This window comes from Variovorax sp. EBFNA2 (genome assembly GCF_033802765.1).
Classification (GTDB): domain Bacteria; phylum Pseudomonadota; class Gammaproteobacteria; order Burkholderiales; family Burkholderiaceae_C; genus Variovorax; species Variovorax paradoxus_H.
This window is the reverse complement of the sequence record NZ_CP138496.1, coordinates 1872630-1888893: the sequence shown is the minus strand read 5'-3', so window position 1 is coordinate 1888893 and position 16264 is coordinate 1872630. Positions and strand designations below refer to the sequence as shown.

Annotated in this window: 13 protein-coding genes and 2 tRNA genes; 7 read left to right on the top strand and 8 right to left on the bottom strand. The window is 68.5% G+C overall.

Translation table 11 applies throughout. The features are described 5' to 3' along the window. Positions 1–7: 7 nt before the first annotated feature. The gene (locus RZE79_RS08680; protein WP_319359970.1) at positions 8–838 is read left to right on the top strand and encodes a BPSS1780 family membrane protein; all 831 of its coding nucleotides are present in this window, start codon (positions 8–10) and stop codon (positions 836–838) included. 15 nt (positions 839–853) lie between these two features. Here RZE79_RS08680 and RZE79_RS08675 read toward each other — a convergent pair whose 3' ends face one another. The 3 genes from RZE79_RS08675 to RZE79_RS08665 all read right to left on the bottom strand — a co-directional run bounded on the left by RZE79_RS08675 (position 854) and on the right by RZE79_RS08665 (position 8725). Beyond that, the gene (locus tag RZE79_RS08675) at positions 854–2347 is read right to left on the bottom strand and encodes a DUF3999 domain-containing protein (protein WP_319359969.1); all 1494 of its coding nucleotides are present in this window, start codon (positions 2345–2347) and stop codon (positions 854–856) included. Further along, positions 2344–6165, bottom strand: coding sequence for a DUF2339 domain-containing protein (locus tag RZE79_RS08670; protein WP_319359967.1), 3822 nt, complete (start codon positions 6163–6165; stop codon positions 2344–2346). The genes RZE79_RS08675 and RZE79_RS08670 overlap by 4 nt, the downstream gene beginning before the upstream one ends. Before the next feature lie 109 nt (positions 6166–6274). After that, positions 6275–8725, bottom strand: a complete 2451-nt coding sequence (locus RZE79_RS08665) for a UvrD-helicase domain-containing protein (RefSeq protein WP_319359965.1) — start codon at positions 8723–8725, stop codon at positions 6275–6277. Positions 8726–8929: 204 nt separating this feature from the next. Here RZE79_RS08665 and RZE79_RS08660 point away from each other — a divergent pair, with 204 nt between their 5' ends. Further along, a complete protein-coding gene (locus tag RZE79_RS08660) occupies positions 8930–9583 on the top strand; it encodes an OmpW family outer membrane protein (RefSeq protein ID WP_319359964.1) in 654 nt (217 codons plus the stop codon). A gap of 220 nt (positions 9584–9803) precedes the next feature. Then, entirely contained in the window at positions 9804–10781 is a 978-nt protein-coding gene (locus RZE79_RS08655; RefSeq protein ID WP_101492602.1) for a GMP reductase, read from the top strand. 44 nt (positions 10782–10825) lie between these two features. Here the strand turns inward: RZE79_RS08655 and RZE79_RS08650 are convergent, their stop codons facing one another. Further along, on the bottom strand, positions 10826–11692 hold the full coding sequence (locus tag RZE79_RS08650) for an alpha/beta hydrolase (protein ID WP_319359961.1): 867 nt from the start codon (positions 11690–11692) through the stop codon (positions 10826–10828). Positions 11693–11780: 88 nt separating this feature from the next. Between RZE79_RS08650 and RZE79_RS08645 the strand changes: the two genes are divergently transcribed. Next, a tRNA-Ala gene (locus RZE79_RS08645) sits at positions 11781–11856 on the top strand. Between the two features lie 79 nt (positions 11857–11935). Here the strand turns inward: RZE79_RS08645 and RZE79_RS08640 are convergent. Beyond that, positions 11936–12643: an SDR family oxidoreductase gene (locus RZE79_RS08640; protein WP_319359960.1), complete on the bottom strand. Its 708-nt coding sequence runs from the start codon at positions 12641–12643 to the stop codon at positions 11936–11938. Between the two features lie 150 nt (positions 12644–12793). On the opposite strand from RZE79_RS08640, the gene RZE79_RS08635 reads away from it, so the two are divergent. Both RZE79_RS08635 and RZE79_RS08630 read left to right on the top strand, forming a co-directional pair. Further along, a tRNA-Lys gene (locus tag RZE79_RS08635) sits at positions 12794–12869 on the top strand. Positions 12870–12993: 124 nt separating this feature from the next. After that, positions 12994–13281 (top strand): hypothetical protein, encoded by a 288-nt coding sequence (locus RZE79_RS08630; protein ID WP_153285431.1) that lies wholly within the window; start codon positions 12994–12996, stop codon positions 13279–13281. A gap of 5 nt (positions 13282–13286) precedes the next feature. On the opposite strand, the gene RZE79_RS08625 is transcribed toward RZE79_RS08630, so the two are convergent. Beyond that, on the bottom strand, positions 13287–14288 hold the full coding sequence (locus RZE79_RS08625) for an alpha/beta hydrolase (RefSeq protein ID WP_319359957.1): 1002 nt from the start codon (positions 14286–14288) through the stop codon (positions 13287–13289). 123 nt (positions 14289–14411) lie between these two features. Between RZE79_RS08625 and RZE79_RS08620 the strand changes: the two genes are divergently transcribed. Further along, entirely contained in the window at positions 14412–15410 is a 999-nt protein-coding gene (locus tag RZE79_RS08620; RefSeq protein WP_319359955.1) for a DUF2272 domain-containing protein, read from the top strand. 24 nt (positions 15411–15434) lie between these two features. Here the strand turns inward: RZE79_RS08620 and RZE79_RS08615 are convergent, their stop codons facing one another. After that, positions 15435–15689, bottom strand: a complete 255-nt coding sequence (locus RZE79_RS08615; RefSeq protein WP_153285433.1) for a DUF3297 family protein — start codon at positions 15687–15689, stop codon at positions 15435–15437. Positions 15690–15753: 64 nt separating this feature from the next. Continuing rightward, the gene (locus RZE79_RS08610; protein ID WP_319359953.1) at positions 15754–16218 is read right to left on the bottom strand and encodes a ribonuclease HI family protein; all 465 of its coding nucleotides are present in this window, start codon (positions 16216–16218) and stop codon (positions 15754–15756) included. Positions 16219–16264: the final 46 nt, after the last annotated feature.

Genomic DNA, 16264 nt, shown 5'->3' with positions numbered 1-16264 from the left:
CTACCCAATGAAACTCAACCTCGTGCCGGCGCGCACCGGCTTCGTCTGGGTCCGCCTCGGACTCAAGACCTTCTGGCGCCAGCCGCTGGCCTTCATCTCGCTGTTCTTCCTGCTGATGGCGATGATCTCGACGGCGTCGATGCTGCCGGTGCTCGGCAGCGTGCTCGCGCCGATCCTGCTGCCCTTCCTGACGCTCGGCCTGATGGTCGCGAGTTCGGTGGCCGCGAACGACAACGCCGACGGCCTGGGCAACGCGGGCGACCTGCAACGTCCCACGGGCTCGGCGATGTTCATCGCCGTGTTCGACGCCATGCGCACCGAATGGCGCTCGCTGGTGGTGCTGGGCGTGATCTCGGCCGTGTACTTCGTGCTGGCTGTCACGCTGACGGCGCTCATCGACGGCGGCCAGCTCATGCGCGCCTACCTGTTCGACGAAACGGTGACGCCCGAAATCATGAAGAGCAGCGAGTTCCTCACGGCGCGCACGCTGCTGATGTGCCTGAACCTGCCGCTGTCGCTGGCCATGTGGCATGCGCCCGCGCTGGTGCACTGGCACCGCGTGGAGCCGGTGAAGAGCATCTTCTTCAGCATCGTCGCGCTGTTCCGCAACTTCGGCGCCTACGCGCTGTTCGGCCTGGCGTGGTTCGGCGTGTTCATGCTCGCTGGCATCGCCATCGGCCTGCTCGCCACCGTGCTGATCGGCGTCGGCGCCATGGGCTCCGACAGCGCGGCCCTGGCCATCGGCAACATCCTGATGATCGGCACGGCGCTGGTGCTCGCAGCGATGTCGCTGGCTTCGACCTGGTTCACCTTCCGCGACAGCTTCGACGCGAACTGAGCCCGGTCGGGCTGGTCAGTCGGTTGGAGCCCCGTCCTTGCGCAGGCTCGCGAACAGCGACCACGCCATGCCTGCGAGCAACAGCAGGCCCCCACCCAGCGCGCCCCAGAGCCACCACTTGCGCGACGGATCGTGCGGCGCCGCCTCGGGAACGGGAACGGGCGCGAGCGCGGCGGCTGCGACAGCGGCCTCGACCGCCGCCACAGGCAGTGTGACCGAAGCGCCGTCGGCTGCGACGGGCTTGTCCGCTGCATAACCCGGGATCAGCGTGGACAACGCGAGCGGCGCACCCGGCACCGCCCCTTGAACCGTGCCCTTGTCGGTCGCCGCACGCCATGCCAGCGAGAACGGCGCACTGCCCTGCGAAAGAAACACCAGCGTGCGTGGTGTGGCCCCCACGGCAATCGTCGGCGGCGTCGCACCGAGCACGCTCACCGGGCCGGCGGTGCGCAGCCGCAGGCGCGAATACACCGCGCCATCGAGCGCCAGCACCGGCGAACGCGCCTCGCCGCCGGCTTGCGCGAGGCGATACACCACCGTGTCGAGCAGCGGCGCCTCGCCCGGGCCCGTGGGCAGTGCGGTCGTTCGGCGCTGCGAGTGCCGCAACGCGTAGAGCGGATTGCGCGGCACGAACTGCGGCGGCGTCGCCGAAGCCGGCGCGGCATCGACCAGACCCGACACGCCGACCTGCGCCAGCGTATTGATGTCGGCCAGGTCGATGCGCAGGCTCTGCACCGGCAGGCCGCGTGGCAGCAGGTAGTCGCAGTAATCCTCGGCGCAGCGCTCCGGCTTCAGCGCGCCGGACCATTCGATCGGCGCCACCGGTTCGACCTCCTGCACGCCGTCGATCTCCACCTTGGCGAGCGGCGCGCCGTGCTGCGGATCGCTCCAGCGCAGACGCAGGAAGCGCGTGCGCAGGTTGCCCAACTCGACCGCCATGCGCTCGATGGTCTGGCCGCCATGGGTCAGGCGCACCAGTTGCTCGTCGCTTCCCACCGAACGCCATTGCCGCAGGTCGTCGCTGGCCTCCAGCCGGAAGGCGAACAGGCCGCGCGCATCGGGCGCGACCTCGAAGCGCGCCTGCAGCAGGCTGCCCTTGACCTGGCTCACGTCGATGAGCCACTGCGTCGCGTCGTTCGGCTTGGCGATGGTCTTGCTGGCCAGTGCCAGCGAGCCGTCGGGGCGCACGGTGAACGCCAGTGCGGTGTCTCCCGATGCGGCGTTGCCGGGCAGCGCGAAGATCGGCACCGCCTGCGACGCCGTGCGCGGCGCGGCCGCTTCGTTGCGCAGCCAGGCATACGGCACCGCGTGCCCGGCGGCGTTCTGGACCCGCAGGTCGCTGAGGTCGCCATAGGCGGCTCGGCCGTAGATGGCGAGCGGCAAGGTGAGCCGGTGGTACGGCCCGGCGCCCTGCAGCGCGATGGGCGCTGACGTGACCGGCTGCGCCTGTGCAGCGCTCGCTGCGGCCATCAGCGCGACAAGGACCCCATGAATCGAACGACCGCTCATGCCGCACCTCCTTCGGCCGGCGCCGGCTTCGGCTCCGCCTCTTCCTTCTTCGGCGGCACCGGCGCGAAGTACCCGACCAGCAACAGCAGCGCGCCGACCGCAATGAAGGACACGATGCGGAACAGCCCGCCACGGTCCGCCAGTTCGACGAAGAACAGCTTCAGCACCACCACGCCGAGCAGCGCCGCACCCGCCATCCACAAGGTCCGCACCCGGCGCCCGTGGCCGAGCACCATCGCGACCACGCCGCAGATCGCCCAGGTGATCGACAGCGCCGCCTGCGTGAGCCACGAGGCATAGAGCGCGTCGAAGCGCCATGCCACGCCCGCGTAGTGGTGGCAGGTGCGCAGCACCATGCCGGTGAGCAGCGCGAGGCCGATGAGGCCGACCGCGCCCTTGGCGACCATCGGCTGCACGCGCGCGAACGAACCCTGCGGCAGCGCGCGCCACCAGAGCACCAGCGCGAACAGCACGAGCCATTGCGCGAGTTCGAGCGGATTGAGCAGCGGCACATACGGCAGCGGCGCCGCATCGCCGGGGCTCACGGCATTGGTGACCCACACCCAGGCGAGCAGGTACACCGCCACCGGCGTCGCGGCCAACTCCAGGTAGGCGCTGCGGTATTCGTTGAGCGGCCAGCGCTGCAGCAGCACGCGCGAGGGCAGCGCCCACAGCACGAGCGCCGGCACGAGGGCCCAGCCCAGCAATTGCCAGCTCGACCACTCGGCGCCGATGCGGCCGAGCTGCCACTGGCATTCGCGCGCCGCAAACAGCAGGAACAGCCAGAAGCCCGCCACGTGGAACGGCGTGAGCACCGAGGCGTCGAGCCAGCGCTTCTGCGCACGCAGCAGGCGCAGGTGCCACACGAGCGCCAGCGGCCACGCGATCCAGCCGAGCGCGCTCGACGGCACGTAGAACAGCGTCGGGCCGCCCGCGATCCCGTAGGCTGCGATCAGGCCGATGCCGGGCAGCGTGGCCAACGTCGCCCGGCCGAGCTGCGACCAGTCGCGCCGGTGCGCCACGAACGCAGACAGCACGGACGTCACGAGCACCGCCGCCATCGCAACTGCGGGCACGTAGCTCGCCAGCGCATGGAGGTTCAACACCCGGGCGCTTTCGTCCAGCATGCCGACCAGCCACCAGCCCAGGCCCCAGACCACCGGCGCCCACAGCACCGCAGGCAGCGCGCACCACGCGTTGACCCAGCGCTTGCGCGCCGAGCCGACAGCGCCGGTTTCGCGCGGCCGCGCTTCATCGCGCAGCCAGTCGCCGGCCAGCAGCGCCGCGAGACCCAGCACCACCGGCGTCCAGAAGCCGAGATGCCCGAAGGCGGGACGCAACGCGCGCATGTCGCCGCTCGTCTCCGCCAGCACGATGAAGAGGATCGCCGACACCGCGTGCAGCACGCCGGCGAACGCCGCGAGCGGCAGGTGCGCCATGCGCAGCGCCACCCACAGCACGACGGTGGCGGTCAGCGGCCACAGCAGCGCGGCCTGGGTGAGGCTGATCTGGAACAGCATCGCCAGGTGCAGCAGGCCCACGCCCGCGATCACGCCCACCACATTGCCGAGCGACCACACGGGCTGCACGCCGCGCGCCAGTGCCGCGCGGTGCGCCTGCAGCATCGACCAGGCCGCACTGCCAAGCACGCTGAGCGCGATGAGGCATGCAGCCGCGGCGCCCTGCCATCCGCTTTCGAGCGCTTGCGTGGCTTCGAGCCCCTCGCCCGCACGGTGCAACGTGGCGATGAAGCCCGCCACCGCCAGTGCCTGCATGCCGAAGCTCACGTACGTGAGCGGCAGCAGCGCGAAGCGCACCGCCACTGCGAAGGTGACCGATGCGAGCACGGCCGTCGCCACCGCGGCCCAGGGCGGCGTGAACCACTGCCACAGCAGCAGCGTGAGTGCGGCCATGCCAAGCCACGGCAAGGCGCTGCCGACGATCGCTTCGAGGCTGTCGCCTTCATCGAGCTTGGCGCGGCGCTGCATGGCCCACATCGCGAAGGCGCTGACAGCGACCAGCAGCGGGCCGATCACCGAACCCTGCAGCAACGGATGCCCTGCGGCCCCGTCGAGCTGCGTGGCTTCGAGCAGCTTCCACACTGCGCCGGCAAACACCAGGAACGAGAAGGCGCGCGCATAGACACGCCCCTGCCGCGCACCCAGCCAGTACATGCCGGCCGCCTCGACCGCCCACGCCGCGCCGGTCCACTGCCCTTCGAGGCCGAGCGGAATGGCGAGCGTGCCGAAGATCACGCCGACGATGGCGTAGGCCTCCGCCAGCAGCGCGAGGCCCTTGGGTTGCGTGGCGAATACCAACCGGCCCATCACGAGGTAGAACGCCGCGAGCGCCATCGCGGAGAAGGCGGCGCCGTATGGCCACGGATGCATCAGCAGGTACTGCATGCCGAACGCGACCATCGGCGTGCCGAACACCAGCGAGCTGTCGACCCGACCGGCGCGGCGCAGGGTGTCGAGCGCGCGCGTCGCGAGCGGTTGCGCGGGCTGCACCGGCGCATCGAACAGCGTGCGGCGTGCAAAGAACAAACCGATCGTGGTGAAGAGCAGGAAGAACACGATGAGGAACGGCTGCACAGTGCCGTACTGGTCGTCGGTGTAGTACTTGTGCGCCCAACCGGCCGCGAGCGTGAAGGTGCCGACGAAGCCGATCAGGTTCAGCACGCGCCAGGCCTTGAACCACGCGATCAGCACGATGCCCACGTCGAGCACCAGCAGGTAGGTGAAGAGGCCCACCGGTTGGTTCGAGCCGGTCGATGCCAGCACCGGCGCCGCGAAGCCTTCGAGCGCGGCGACAATCGCGAGCACGGGCGCGTTCTGCAGCACCGCGAGCGCGGCACTCAGCACCGCCACGCCGAACAGGAAAGCGAAGCCCACGCTGGCCGGCAGCAGGCCGCTGAGCTTCATGGCCGCGAGCGTCGTGAGATAGAAGACGCCGATGCCCGCGCCCTGCAGGATCAGCGCATAGCCCGCGCGCTTGTGGCGCAGCAGCCAGCCCAGCACCAGCAGGCCCGCGCCCACCAGCGCGACGGCCGCATAGCGCAGTTCGATGGGCACGGTCACGCGTTCGGCCGTGTAGCGCAGCAGGAAGGCCAGGCCGAGGAACAGGATCAGCACGCCGAGCTTGACCAGCATGTTGCCGCCGAAGATCAGGTTGGCGATCGGCGCGGGCAGGCGGTCGCGCAGCGGGACCGTTGGGGGTGGCGGCGGCGGTGGCGGGCGGCGGACCAGCGGCGGCACGACGACCGGCGGCGTGGGTGCTGCGACGGGTTTTTCAGCGGCAGGAGCGAGGGGCGCTGCGGCCGCGACCGGGGCTTCCGCAAGGGGCTCCTCGGGAACGGCGACTGGCCGCGGGACTTGCATGGTGGCGATGCGGGGCCGCGCCATCTCCGCGGCGCGTGCGGCGGCCGGCGGGCCCAAGGGCAGCGAAGGCGACGCCACAAGCGGCGTGCTGCCCATGGATGTGGCGAGATCGCCGACCGACGTTGTGACCACCGGCGCAGCAGGCACCTCGCCCGTGCCCAGCGCGAGCCGGCGTTCCAGCTGGCCGACACGCGCCTCGAGTTCGGTCACCCGCTGCTGCAGCTTCAGCACGGCGCCTGCCGGCGCAGACGGCGCACTGGCGACCCGGCCGTCCGACAACGCGCTTTCAGCCTCGGTGCGCTGCGGCTCGTCTTTTTTCTTCTTGCCGAACAGCTTCTGAAACGCGAAAGCGCCGACCAGCGCGAGAAGCAACGCCATGGGCAGCGATTCGAGCATCGCCCCCATGAACAGGCCGGCCATCATGCCTACGAACCACATCCCTGACTCCCCTTGTTTTGGCGAGCCCGGAGTGTACGACTGCTGCAGAAGAAAAGACGCTCTAACGCCCGTCCCGTCTTTGCAGTTAGCTACAACTTTCGTAGCAAATTCAAACCGGCGTGAGTTTCGCCACCGACAGCGCCAGCCACTTCACGCCGTGGCGCGCGAACTTCACCTGCGCCCGTGCGTCGTCGCCCGTGCCTTCGAGCGCGGTCACCGTGCCCTCGCCGAACTTGTTGTGGAACACCTGCATGCCTGAACGCAAACCGTGCGACGGCGCGGTCTTCTGCGGCGGCACGGGCGGGCTGGCGAAGGTGTCCTTGCCGGCGCTGCTGCCACCACCGTAGCGGTTGCCGCCGCCCCCACCGCCACCGTAGCCACCGGCACCGCCGCGCGTGCTGCCGTAGCCGCCGCCATAGCCGAAGGCCGAGGGCGCAAAGCCCTGGTTCTTCGGCGTGAGCCACTTGAGCGCGCTTTCGGGCAGTTCGTCGAAGAAGCGGCTCTTGACGTTGTAGCGGGTCTGGCCGTGCAGCATGCGCGTCTGCGAGTGGCTCAGGTACAGGCGCTTGCGCGCCCGCGTGATCGCAACGTACATGAGGCGGCGCTCTTCCTCGAGGCTCTCGAAATCGCTCATCGAGTTCTCGTGCGGGAACAGGCCCTCTTCCATGCCGGTGATGAACACGCAGTCGAACTCCAGGCCCTTGGCAGCGTGCACGGTCATGAGCTGCACCGCGTCCTGGCCGGCCTGCGCCTGGTTGTCGCCCGACTCGAGCGCCGCATGTGTCAGGAAGGCCGCGAGCGGGCTCAGCGTTTCGCCCGTTTCCGCATCGGGCGCCAGCGGCTCGTCGAGCACGGGGCGAGTCAGGTCGATGCCCTGGCTCGCGAGCGACTGGCGCAACTCGTCGACCGGCAGCGCCACGGCATCGCGGCCGAAACCTTCCTGCGTGACGAAGCTTTCGGCCGCGTTCACGAGTTCGTCCAAGTTTTCGAGGCGGTCAGCGCCTTCGCGGTCGGCCTTGTAGTGTTCGACAAGGCCGCTGTGGTCGAGCACCAGCTCGATGATCTCGCGCAGGCTCACGCCTTGCGTCTGCTCCCGCAGCACGTCGATCTTGGCGACGAAGGCCGTGAGGTTCGAGCCGGCCTTGCCGCCGACGGCGCTCACCGCGTCGTGCAGCGAGCGCCCGGCGGCGCGTGACGCGTCCTGCAGGCTTTCGAGCGTGCGCGCGCCGATGCCGCGCGGCGGAAAGTTGACGACGCGCAGGAAGCTGGTGTCGTCGTCCTTGTTCTCGAGCAGGCGCAGGTAGGCCAGCGCGTGCTTGATTTCGGCGCGCTCGAAGAAGCGCAGCCCGCCGTACACGCGGTATGGCACCGAGGCGTTGAACAGCGCCGTTTCAATCACCCGGCTCTGCGCGTTGCTGCGATAGAGCACGGCCATTTCCTTGCGGTCGAAGCCGTCGCGCGCCAGCTGGCGCATCTCTTCGACCATCCACTGCGCCTCGGCGAGGTCGGTGGGCGATTCGTACACCCGCACCGGTTCGCCCGGGCCCTGCTCGGTGCGCAGGTTCTTGCCCAGGCGCTTCTTGTTGTGGCTGATGAGCTCGTTGGCCGAATCGAGGATGTTGCTGTAGCTGCGGTAGTTCTGCTCCAGGATGATCTGGTGGCGCACATTGAACTCGCGCACGAAGTCGGTCATGTTGCCCACCCGCGCACCGCGGAAGGCGTAGATGCTCTGGTCGTCGTCGCCCACGGCGATCACGCTGTTGTGCTCGCCCGGCGTGAAGTGGCCGCCGGCCGCCGTGTGGCCCGAGAGCATCTTCAGCCATGCGTACTGCAGGCGGTTGGTGTCCTGGAACTCGTCGACCATGATGTGGCGAAAGCGCCGCTGGTAGTGCTCGCGCACCGGGTCGTTGTCGCGCAGCAGCTCGTAGCTGCGCAGCATCAGCTCGCCGAAGTCGACCACGCCTTCGCGCTGGCACTGCTCTTCGTACAGCTGGTAGAGCTCGACCTTCTTGCGGTCGTCGTCGCTGCGCGCTTGCATGTCACCGGGGCGCAGGCCGTCTTCCTTGGCGCCGGCGATGAACCACTGCGTCTGCTTGGCCGGAAAGCGCTCGTCGTCGACGTTGAACTGCTTCATCAGGCGCTTGATGGCCGAGAGCTGGTCTTGCGTGTCGAGGATCTGGAAGGTCGAGGGCAGGTTGGCCAGCTTCCAGTGCGCGCGCAGCAGGCGGTTGCACAAGCCGTGGAAGGTGCCGATCCACATGCCGCGCACGTTGACGGGCAGCATCGAGGTCAGCCGCGTCATCATTTCCTTGGCGGCCTTGTTGGTGAAGGTGACGGCCAGGATGCCGCCGGCGGACACCTGCCCCGTCTGCAACAGCCACGCGATGCGGGTGGTGAGCACCCGCGTCTTGCCGGAGCCGGCACCGGCGAGGATGAGCGCGTTGCCCGCGGGCAGCGTGACGGCAGCAAGCTGCTCGGCGTTGAGGTTGTTCAGCAACGGCGAGGCAGGGCCGCCCGCATCGGCTGCGGACGCGCCGGAAAACAGGTCGTGAGGGAGCATGGGGCCCATTGTAGAAAGCTGCCCCGTCGCGGGCACCGCCGGGCCCGGGTGACCTTGCGGGCATGACCTGGATCAAGGCAGCGCCTGCCGGCGTGCGCGGGCCTGCCGCGCTTGCGGCAGATCAAGCGGCGCGGCCTGGCCCGGCGGGAGACTGCCTTCCAGTTGCCGGCCCTGCGCGCCGGCCGTCACTGGAAAACAGAACACATGCAAAAGAAACTCGCCCCCGTCTGCATCGCCGCCCTGCTCGCCGCCACGACGGCCCTGCCGGCCGCGGCACAGGAAACGCAAGGCAACTGGCTGGTGCGCGCCCGCGCCGTGTACCTGAAGCCGGCGAACCACTCGGCCCCGGTGGCCGACCTGTCGATTCCGGCCGACGCCATCACCATCAACAGCAAGACCATTCCCGAGCTCGACGTCACCTACTTCTTCACGCCGAACATCGCCGCCGAACTGGTGCTGACGGTGCCGCAGAAACAGACGGTCACGGTGCAGCAGAGCGCGCTGGGCGGGCCCGTGGACATCGGCACCTTCAAGCACCTGCCGCCCTCGCTGATGCTGCAGTACCACTTCATGCCCACCGCGAAGATCCGCCCCTACATCGGCGCGGGCCTGAACTACACGCGGCTGAGCAGCGTCAACCTGCAGGTGCCGACGGTAGGCAGCCTGCAGCTGCAGAACGAGAGCTTCGGCTTCGCGATGGGCGCGGGCGTCGACATCGAGGTGGCGAAGAACACCTACCTCAACCTCGACGTGAAGAAGCTGCGGATCCGCAGCGCCGTGAACATGAACGGCGTGCAGTTGTCGACCGTGAAGGTCGACCCGTGGCTGTTCGGCGTGGGCGTCGGCTACCGGTTCTGACGAAGAACCGCACCGCGGTCGCCGGGTATACGCAGCAACCCATAGGGTCAATACGACCCGGCGACTTGCGCATCGCGACCATGGCCGTAAAATCAATCACCGGGCCCAAGTTTCTTGCGTCCGGTTTTTTTTGGCCGTCATTTTCATGACGCGACCACGAGAACCGGCCGGACCAAGCGCTCATTCGTTCCACTCAACGATTCCTTTCTGGAGCCTGGTCATGCAAATCTTCGATTACGACAACATCCTTCTGCTGCCGCGCAAATGCCGCGTGGAGAGCCGCTCGGAATGCGACGCCAGCGTCACGCTGGGCGAGCGCACCTTCCGCCTGCCGGTGGTGCCTGCCAACATGAAAACGGTGGTCGACGAGTCGATCTGCCTGTGGCTCGCGCAGAACGGCTATTTCTACGTGATGCACCGCTTCGACCTGGACAACATCCAGTTCGTGAAGGACATGCAGGGCAAGGGCGTGTTCGCCTCGATCTCGCTGGGCGTGAAGAAGCCCGACTACGACACGGTCGACCAGATGGTCGCCCAAGGCCTCGTGCCCGAATACATCACGATCGACATCGCGCACGGCCATGCCGACAGCGTGAAGAACATGATCGGCTACCTCAAGGCCAAGCTGCCCAAGTCGTTCGTGATCGCCGGCAACGTGGGCACGCCCGAAGCCGTGATCGACCTGGAGAACTGGGGCGCCGACGCGACCAAGGTCGGCATCGGCCCGGGCAAGGTCTGCATCACCAAGCTCAAGACCGGCTTCGGCACGGGCGGCTGGCAGCTGTCGGCGCTCAAGTGGTGCGCGCGCGTGGCCACCAAGCCGATCATTGCCGACGGCGGCATCCGCGACCACGGCGACATCGCCAAGAGCATCCGCTTCGGCGCGTCGATGGTCATGATCGGCTCGCTGTTCGCGGGCCACGAAGAGTCGCCGGGCAAGACGGTCGACGTCGACGGCGCGCTCTTCAAGGAGTACTACGGCTCGGCCAGCGACTTCAACAAGGGCGAGTACAAGCACGTCGAAGGCAAGCGCATCCTCGAACCCATCAAGGGCAAGCTGGCCGACACGCTGGTCGAGATGGAGCAGGACGTGCAGAGCTCGATCAGCTACGCGGGCGGCCGCACGCTGATGGACATCCGCAAGGTCAACTACGTCACGCTGGGCGGCGACAACGCCGGCGAACACCTGCTGATGTGAGCGCGACGGGCGGCCTTTCCGCCCGTCTTTGCCCGTCTCTCTTTTCAGGCCTCGAGCAACTGCACTGCGTAGCGGTGCAGCGCGTGGGCCGGATCGGCCAGCGCATCGACCACGCCGAAGTGGTCGAGCCCCGGCAGCACCTCGCACACCGGCACGGTGTGACGACCCCAGGCCTCTCGGATCATCGCGTTGTGGCGCAGGAACTCGGCGCTCTCGTTGCCCCCCACCGCCGCATAGAGTTGGCCGCGCGCTGGCGCAGACCACAGCGCCGGGCTCGCGCGCCGCGCGTCGGCATCGGTGAGCTTCAGCGTGTGCTCGAGGAACGGCGTGTGCTGCAGCGGCCGCAGGTCGAACAGCCCCGACACCGACAACGCATTGCGCACCAGCTGCGCGGGCAGATCGGGCGCGACCGCCTTCCAGTCGCAGGCCAGCAACGCGGCCGCCATGTGACCGCCGGCGGAATGTCCGGCGACGGTGATGCGCGACGGGTCGCCGCCATAGGCCGCCACGTGGCGCCACGTCCATTCGAGCGCCCGCACCATCTGCAGCAGGATGCCCGGCACCGTCACCGGCTGGTCGACCGGACCCGGGCACAACGCGTAGTTGGGCTGCACCACGCAGATGCCGCGGTCGTGGAAGGCGGGGCTGATGAACGAATGGTCTTTCTTGTCCATGGCGCGCCAGTAGCCGCCGTGAATGAAGACCAGCACCGGCGCATCGGGCACGGGCGCCGGGAAGACATCGAGCGTTTCGTTCGGGCCGGTGCCGTAGGGCACGTCGATGCGGCACGGCAGCGTGTCGCGCGCCGCGGCGGAATCGCGGGCCCAGCGCGCGAAGTACGCGGGGTGGTCCTTCACCCGCGCCAGGTTGTTGTACATGCCTTCCAGCCAGGCGGGATCGTGCGCTTCCATGCGGTGCTTGCTCCTTGTTTTTCCAGCCGGCATCTTGGCACGGCAGCGTGCATGGAAATGCGCGGCTGGATAAAATGCGGGCTGTGTTGGGGGGGTAGCTCAGCTGGGAGAGCGCCGCGTTCGCAATGCGGAGGTCGTGAGTTCGATCCTCATCCTCTCCACCAACCGACCCAGCAAAAAGGCCTTGGCAATCGCCAAGGCCTTTTTCGTTGGCAGCTGTGCGCTGTCGACGGGAAGCAGATGTCAGGCGTCGAGCGTCAGGTGCTGGCCGTGCAATGCCGCGGCGCCGGGCGATGCCAGGAAGCCGATGGTCTGCGCCGCGACCGTCGTGGAGACCCACTCGGCCGGATTCGCGTCGGGCATCGCCTGGCGGTTGGCCGGCGTGTCGAGCACGCTGGGCGCCACGCTGTTGATGTTCACGCCGTGCGGCGCGGCCTCGGCCGCCATCGATTCCACGAGCCGCTGCAGCGCGCTCTTCGATGCTATGTAGGCCGCCATGGCCGGCAGGCCGCGCGCCGCCACCTTGGCCGTCACCGCGATGATGCGGCCCGCGCGGCGCTCGATCATCGAAGGCAGCACGGCCTGCGTCACGGCGACGAACGACCAGGCGTTGAGGTTCATCATCCGGTCCCAGCTCTCGCGCGTGAGCGCATGCGTCGCCTCGCCCATCTCGAAGCCGCCGGCAATGTGCACCAGCGCATCGACGCGGCCGAAGGCCTGCAGCACCTGACCGGTGAGTGCCGCCATGTCGGGCGCCGAGGTCACGTCGCCAGCGAGCAGCAGGTGCTGCGAGTTGTCCAGGCCAGGGAAGACTTCGGCCAGGCGGCCGGCGTGGTGGTCGACCAGCGCGAGCCGCGCGCCCTGCTCAAGAAAGTGCTGGGACACGGCCCGGCCCAGTGCGCCTGCGGCGCCGGTGATCAGGACATGGGGGGTGTTGCTTGCATCGCTCATTGAAAACTCCTCGGATAGGGGGTGGGGCCAGGCCCCGACGGTCGCGCATCCTAGCGCTCTCGTACAAATGTGCAGAAAGTTTTTGAAGTGCCAAAAAGATTGGTATATACTCGTGGTCTTGCCAGAAAACACTAACGGTTTTCAAAGCAAGGGCTCTTAGCTCAGTTGGTAGAGCAGCGGACTCTTAATCCGTAGGTCGAGTGTTCGAGTCACTCAGGGCCCACCAACCAACATCGCGGCAACGCTGGAAAGCCTGCTACCCACAAGGTAGCAGGCTTTTTTCATGGTGCGTTCACTTGCACGTTTGCTTGCGCCAACGCTACCTTTCGCAAGCCTCTCCCCGACATCCCGTGAAGAAATCCAAACCCGCGTCATCGCCGACCTCCTTCGACCTCAAGCAGCACTGGCATTGGGGCCGCGGCATGCGCCAGTTGCGCATTGCCGACTTCCTGAAAGACGGTCGCCTGCTCGTTCCCGGCGACCTCACGGGCGAAGGCCCGGCCACCGATGACGGCACCGGCGCGCTGCGCACCGTGGGCGGCGTCCAGGTCGGCAGCGCCGACTACGCCACCGGCCTGATGTGGGTCGGCCGCAAGCTGCGCGAAGGCGATCTGCCAACCAAGAAGCCCCAGGACTGACTGGGTTACGGCGCGGTGACGCGCCGGAGAAACTGCAGCGAGCGCTCCAAGGCGAGCCGTCCCGGCGCATCGTCGAGATTGAACTGGTACTCGTGCGGCAACGCCGGCGTCTGGTCGGCGGGGAAGAACAGGCTGTCGACCTGCACGCCCTTTGCCACCAACGTCTCGGCCATCGACCGAGACTGCCCTTCGAGCGGATCGCCGTTGCCCGCGGTGATGAACGACGGCGGAAAAGCCCCGGTCACATAGCGGCGCACCGACGCGGTCTCGAAGGCCGGCGCCTGCTGGAAATCCTTGCTGCCGCTGTACGACCAGAACACGGTCCGCAAGAAGCCACCGAACGCACCGTCGAGCTTCGCCTGCGCCGCGTCGTAGGCGCCACAGTGCAGCAGCAAGCCGCGCAGTTGCTCGCGCGCGATGACGGGCGTGAGCCCGACGGCTTTCGCGTAACTGGGCACGGCCACGGCATTCGCGACCTGCGCGACGATGTGCGCGCCCGCCGAGTCACCGGCCAGCACGAGCCGCGTCGGGTCCACGCCGAGCCTTGCTGATTCCCGCACCAGATACCCCAGCGCCGAGTTCACCTGCCGCACCGGCACCGGGTAGCCCTGCCCAGGCGCGATCGAATAACCGACAGCCACCACGGTGTAGCCCTGCCCCGCCAGCACGCGCGCGTAGTTGGCCACGTCGCGCCGATGGCCCGAGACCCAGGCACCGCCGTGCACCCACACGATGGTGGGCAACGGCTGCGCGCCCGCCGAAGCCGGGCGGAACACGTCGAGGCGGGCATCGGGATCGGCCTCGTCGTAGTGCTGGTCGGGCACCGCCGCGATGCCGGGCGGCACGTGCTTTTGCAGCGACTGCGATGCGGCGTCCGATCCCTTGCCGAAGGCGTAGCGAATCATCAGCGCCGACGGCCACGGGCTCCACTGGAACGCGGCATAGCCCGCAATCATGAGGCCGATGACAACGCCGAGCACGGACAGCAGGATGTTCTTGAGCTTCACGGTGCAGCGCCTACGCCGGAGAGCCCGGCGCTTCAGGGAGCGCCCCGCATTCTGCTTGCCAGCCGCAGGGTCCCGCTATGCTCGCGCCACATGTCGCCACGGCCCACCGCTCACAGACCCACGATGCATCGCGCCACGCACACGCTGGCCCTGGCGCTGATTGCAGCGCCCACCTTCGCATCGGCCGCCGTCGGCTGCCTTGCCACGGCCTCTCACATTCCGCCGCCGCCACGCGCCCTCGCCATGGCCGCGTTGGCCCGGCAGGAGCACGCCGGCTTCGGCAGCCAGACCATGGACGCCGAAGGCCGGCTCACCGAGTCCGGCTATTCGGAGGCGGAAGACACGCGCTACCCCATCGGCGCGCTGCCCGCATGGCAACGCGTGCTGCGCTACTGGCGCGCGGTCGATCCGTCGGGCGAGCGGCTGCCGTCCCTCGTTCGCTTCGGCGCCGTGCGCGCAGCCGACCGCACGCTGCTGACCGAGGCCTTGAACCAGGCGAGTGCGGCGCGCCTGCAAGGCCTGGGCGTCGGCCCCGACCAGGGGCTTGACTCATCGGACCAGCGCGCGATCGAGACGGCCCTGCAACGCGTCGCGGTGATCGACACGCCCTGGTCTGCCGCGTTCATCAGCTGGGTCGCGCGCGAGGCCGGGCTCGGCGCGGACGAGTTCGTTTTTTCCGAGGCTCACGTCGACTACGCGGGTGCCGCATGGCAGGCCGGCATCGACGAAGCGGCGGGCCGCTCGACACCGCAAGCCCTGCGCGCCTGCGACCTGATGCGCACGTCGCCGCGTCCGGGCGACCTGGTCTGCCATGCACGCGGCGCGCGCGGTGCGTCGCTCGACCGTTTCGCAAAGATCGGCGAGCTGCTCGCCGGTCGCCCCACGGGCGGCGCCGCATTGCCGATGCACTGCGATGTGGTGGTGGACGTGGACGATGCGGGCTTCGACGCTGTCGGCGGCAACGTGCTGCAGTCGGTCACGTTGCGGCGCCTGGCCTTTGCGCGCGGCACGCGGCTGCTGGACCCGAGCTACCTGCCCGAAGGCTGCACGACGGGCGGCGCGGCGTGCGTCGATCGCCACATGAGCCGGCAGCCGTGGTCGCTGCTGCTGCAGTGGCGTTGAGAGAGGGCAAGGTGCCCCCAGGGGTCAGTCGCGGTAGTACACCTCGACAGCGCCCTTGAGCTTGATCAGCAGCGGATAGCCCTTGCGGTCCAGCGTGCGGCCGGCGGGCACCTTGATCCAGCCTTCGCTGATGCAGTATTCCTCGACGTCCAGGCGGTCCTTGCCGTTGAAGCGGATGCCGATGGGGTGCTCGAAAATGGCGGGAATGTGGTGCGGGCTGCGCGGATCGGTCGACAGGTGATCGGGCAATGCGGGCTTGGAGGTGGCTTCGTCGGTCATGGCAAACGGGTTTCTGAATCGACCCGAATGATAGAACCTGCCGCCCTGCCCGCCCCGAGTGCTTCTAGCGGCGCTTCTTCCACGCCTTGGGCGGTGGCTTCGGCCCGAAGCCCAGCGCGGCCCGCGCGAGCGCGTCGGCCTCGGCATTGCGGTGGCGCGGAATCCATTGCACGTGCGCCTCGTCGAAGCCCTGCAGCAGTGCGCGCGCCTCGTCGAACACCGGCGCCATGCGCACGATGGGCCGCACATCGGCATCGCCGCTCAACTGCTCGACCAGCGTGCTGTTGTCGCTGTAGGCCTGCACCGCCGTGGCGCCGCGCGCCTGCAGTTCGCGCAGCGCGAGCGTCAGCGCCCGCAGCTCGGCCTCGTTGTTGCAGCCCGTCGTGTGCGTGGCCTGCGAGAAGGTGTGGCGCGTGCCGTCAGGCTGCGTGATGACGACGCCGATACCCATGCGCCCGGGGTTCGGCATGGCGCTGCCGTCGCAGTGGACGACCCACGGAAGAAGGCGCTCGGGCGCGGCAACAGTCATGAAGAAAAGGAAAGAAACGAAGGAAGCGAAGGAAAGCGGCGAACGC

Excerpts from the sequence above, each read along its gene's own strand:
- RZE79_RS08660 (WP_319359964.1), top strand. The coding sequence starts at position 8,930 with ATGCAAAAGAAACTCGCCCCCGTCTGCATCGCCGCCCTGCTCGCCGCC.
- RZE79_RS08680 (WP_319359970.1), top strand. The coding sequence starts at position 8 with ATGAAACTCAACCTCGTGCCGGCGCGCACCGGCTTCGTCTGGGTCCGC.
- RZE79_RS08640 (WP_319359960.1), bottom strand. The coding sequence starts at position 12,643 with ATGAGCGATGCAAGCAACACCCCCCATGTCCTGATCACCGGCGCCGCA.
- RZE79_RS08655 (WP_101492602.1), top strand. The coding sequence starts at position 9,804 with ATGCAAATCTTCGATTACGACAACATCCTTCTGCTGCCGCGCAAATGC.
- RZE79_RS08620 (WP_319359955.1), top strand. The coding sequence starts at position 14,412 with ATGCATCGCGCCACGCACACGCTGGCCCTGGCGCTGATTGCAGCGCCC.
- RZE79_RS08665 (WP_319359965.1), bottom strand. The coding sequence starts at position 8,725 with ATGCTCCCTCACGACCTGTTTTCCGGCGCGTCCGCAGCCGATGCGGGC.
- RZE79_RS08615 (WP_153285433.1), bottom strand. The coding sequence starts at position 15,689 with ATGACCGACGAAGCCACCTCCAAGCCCGCATTGCCCGATCACCTGTCG.
- RZE79_RS08670 (WP_319359967.1), bottom strand. The coding sequence starts at position 6,165 with ATGTGGTTCGTAGGCATGATGGCCGGCCTGTTCATGGGGGCGATGCTC.
- RZE79_RS08610 (WP_319359953.1), bottom strand. The coding sequence starts at position 16,218 with ATGACTGTTGCCGCGCCCGAGCGCCTTCTTCCGTGGGTCGTCCACTGC.
- RZE79_RS08650 (WP_319359961.1), bottom strand. The coding sequence starts at position 11,692 with ATGGAAGCGCACGATCCCGCCTGGCTGGAAGGCATGTACAACAACCTG.
- RZE79_RS08675 (WP_319359969.1), bottom strand. The coding sequence starts at position 2,347 with ATGAGCGGTCGTTCGATTCATGGGGTCCTTGTCGCGCTGATGGCCGCA.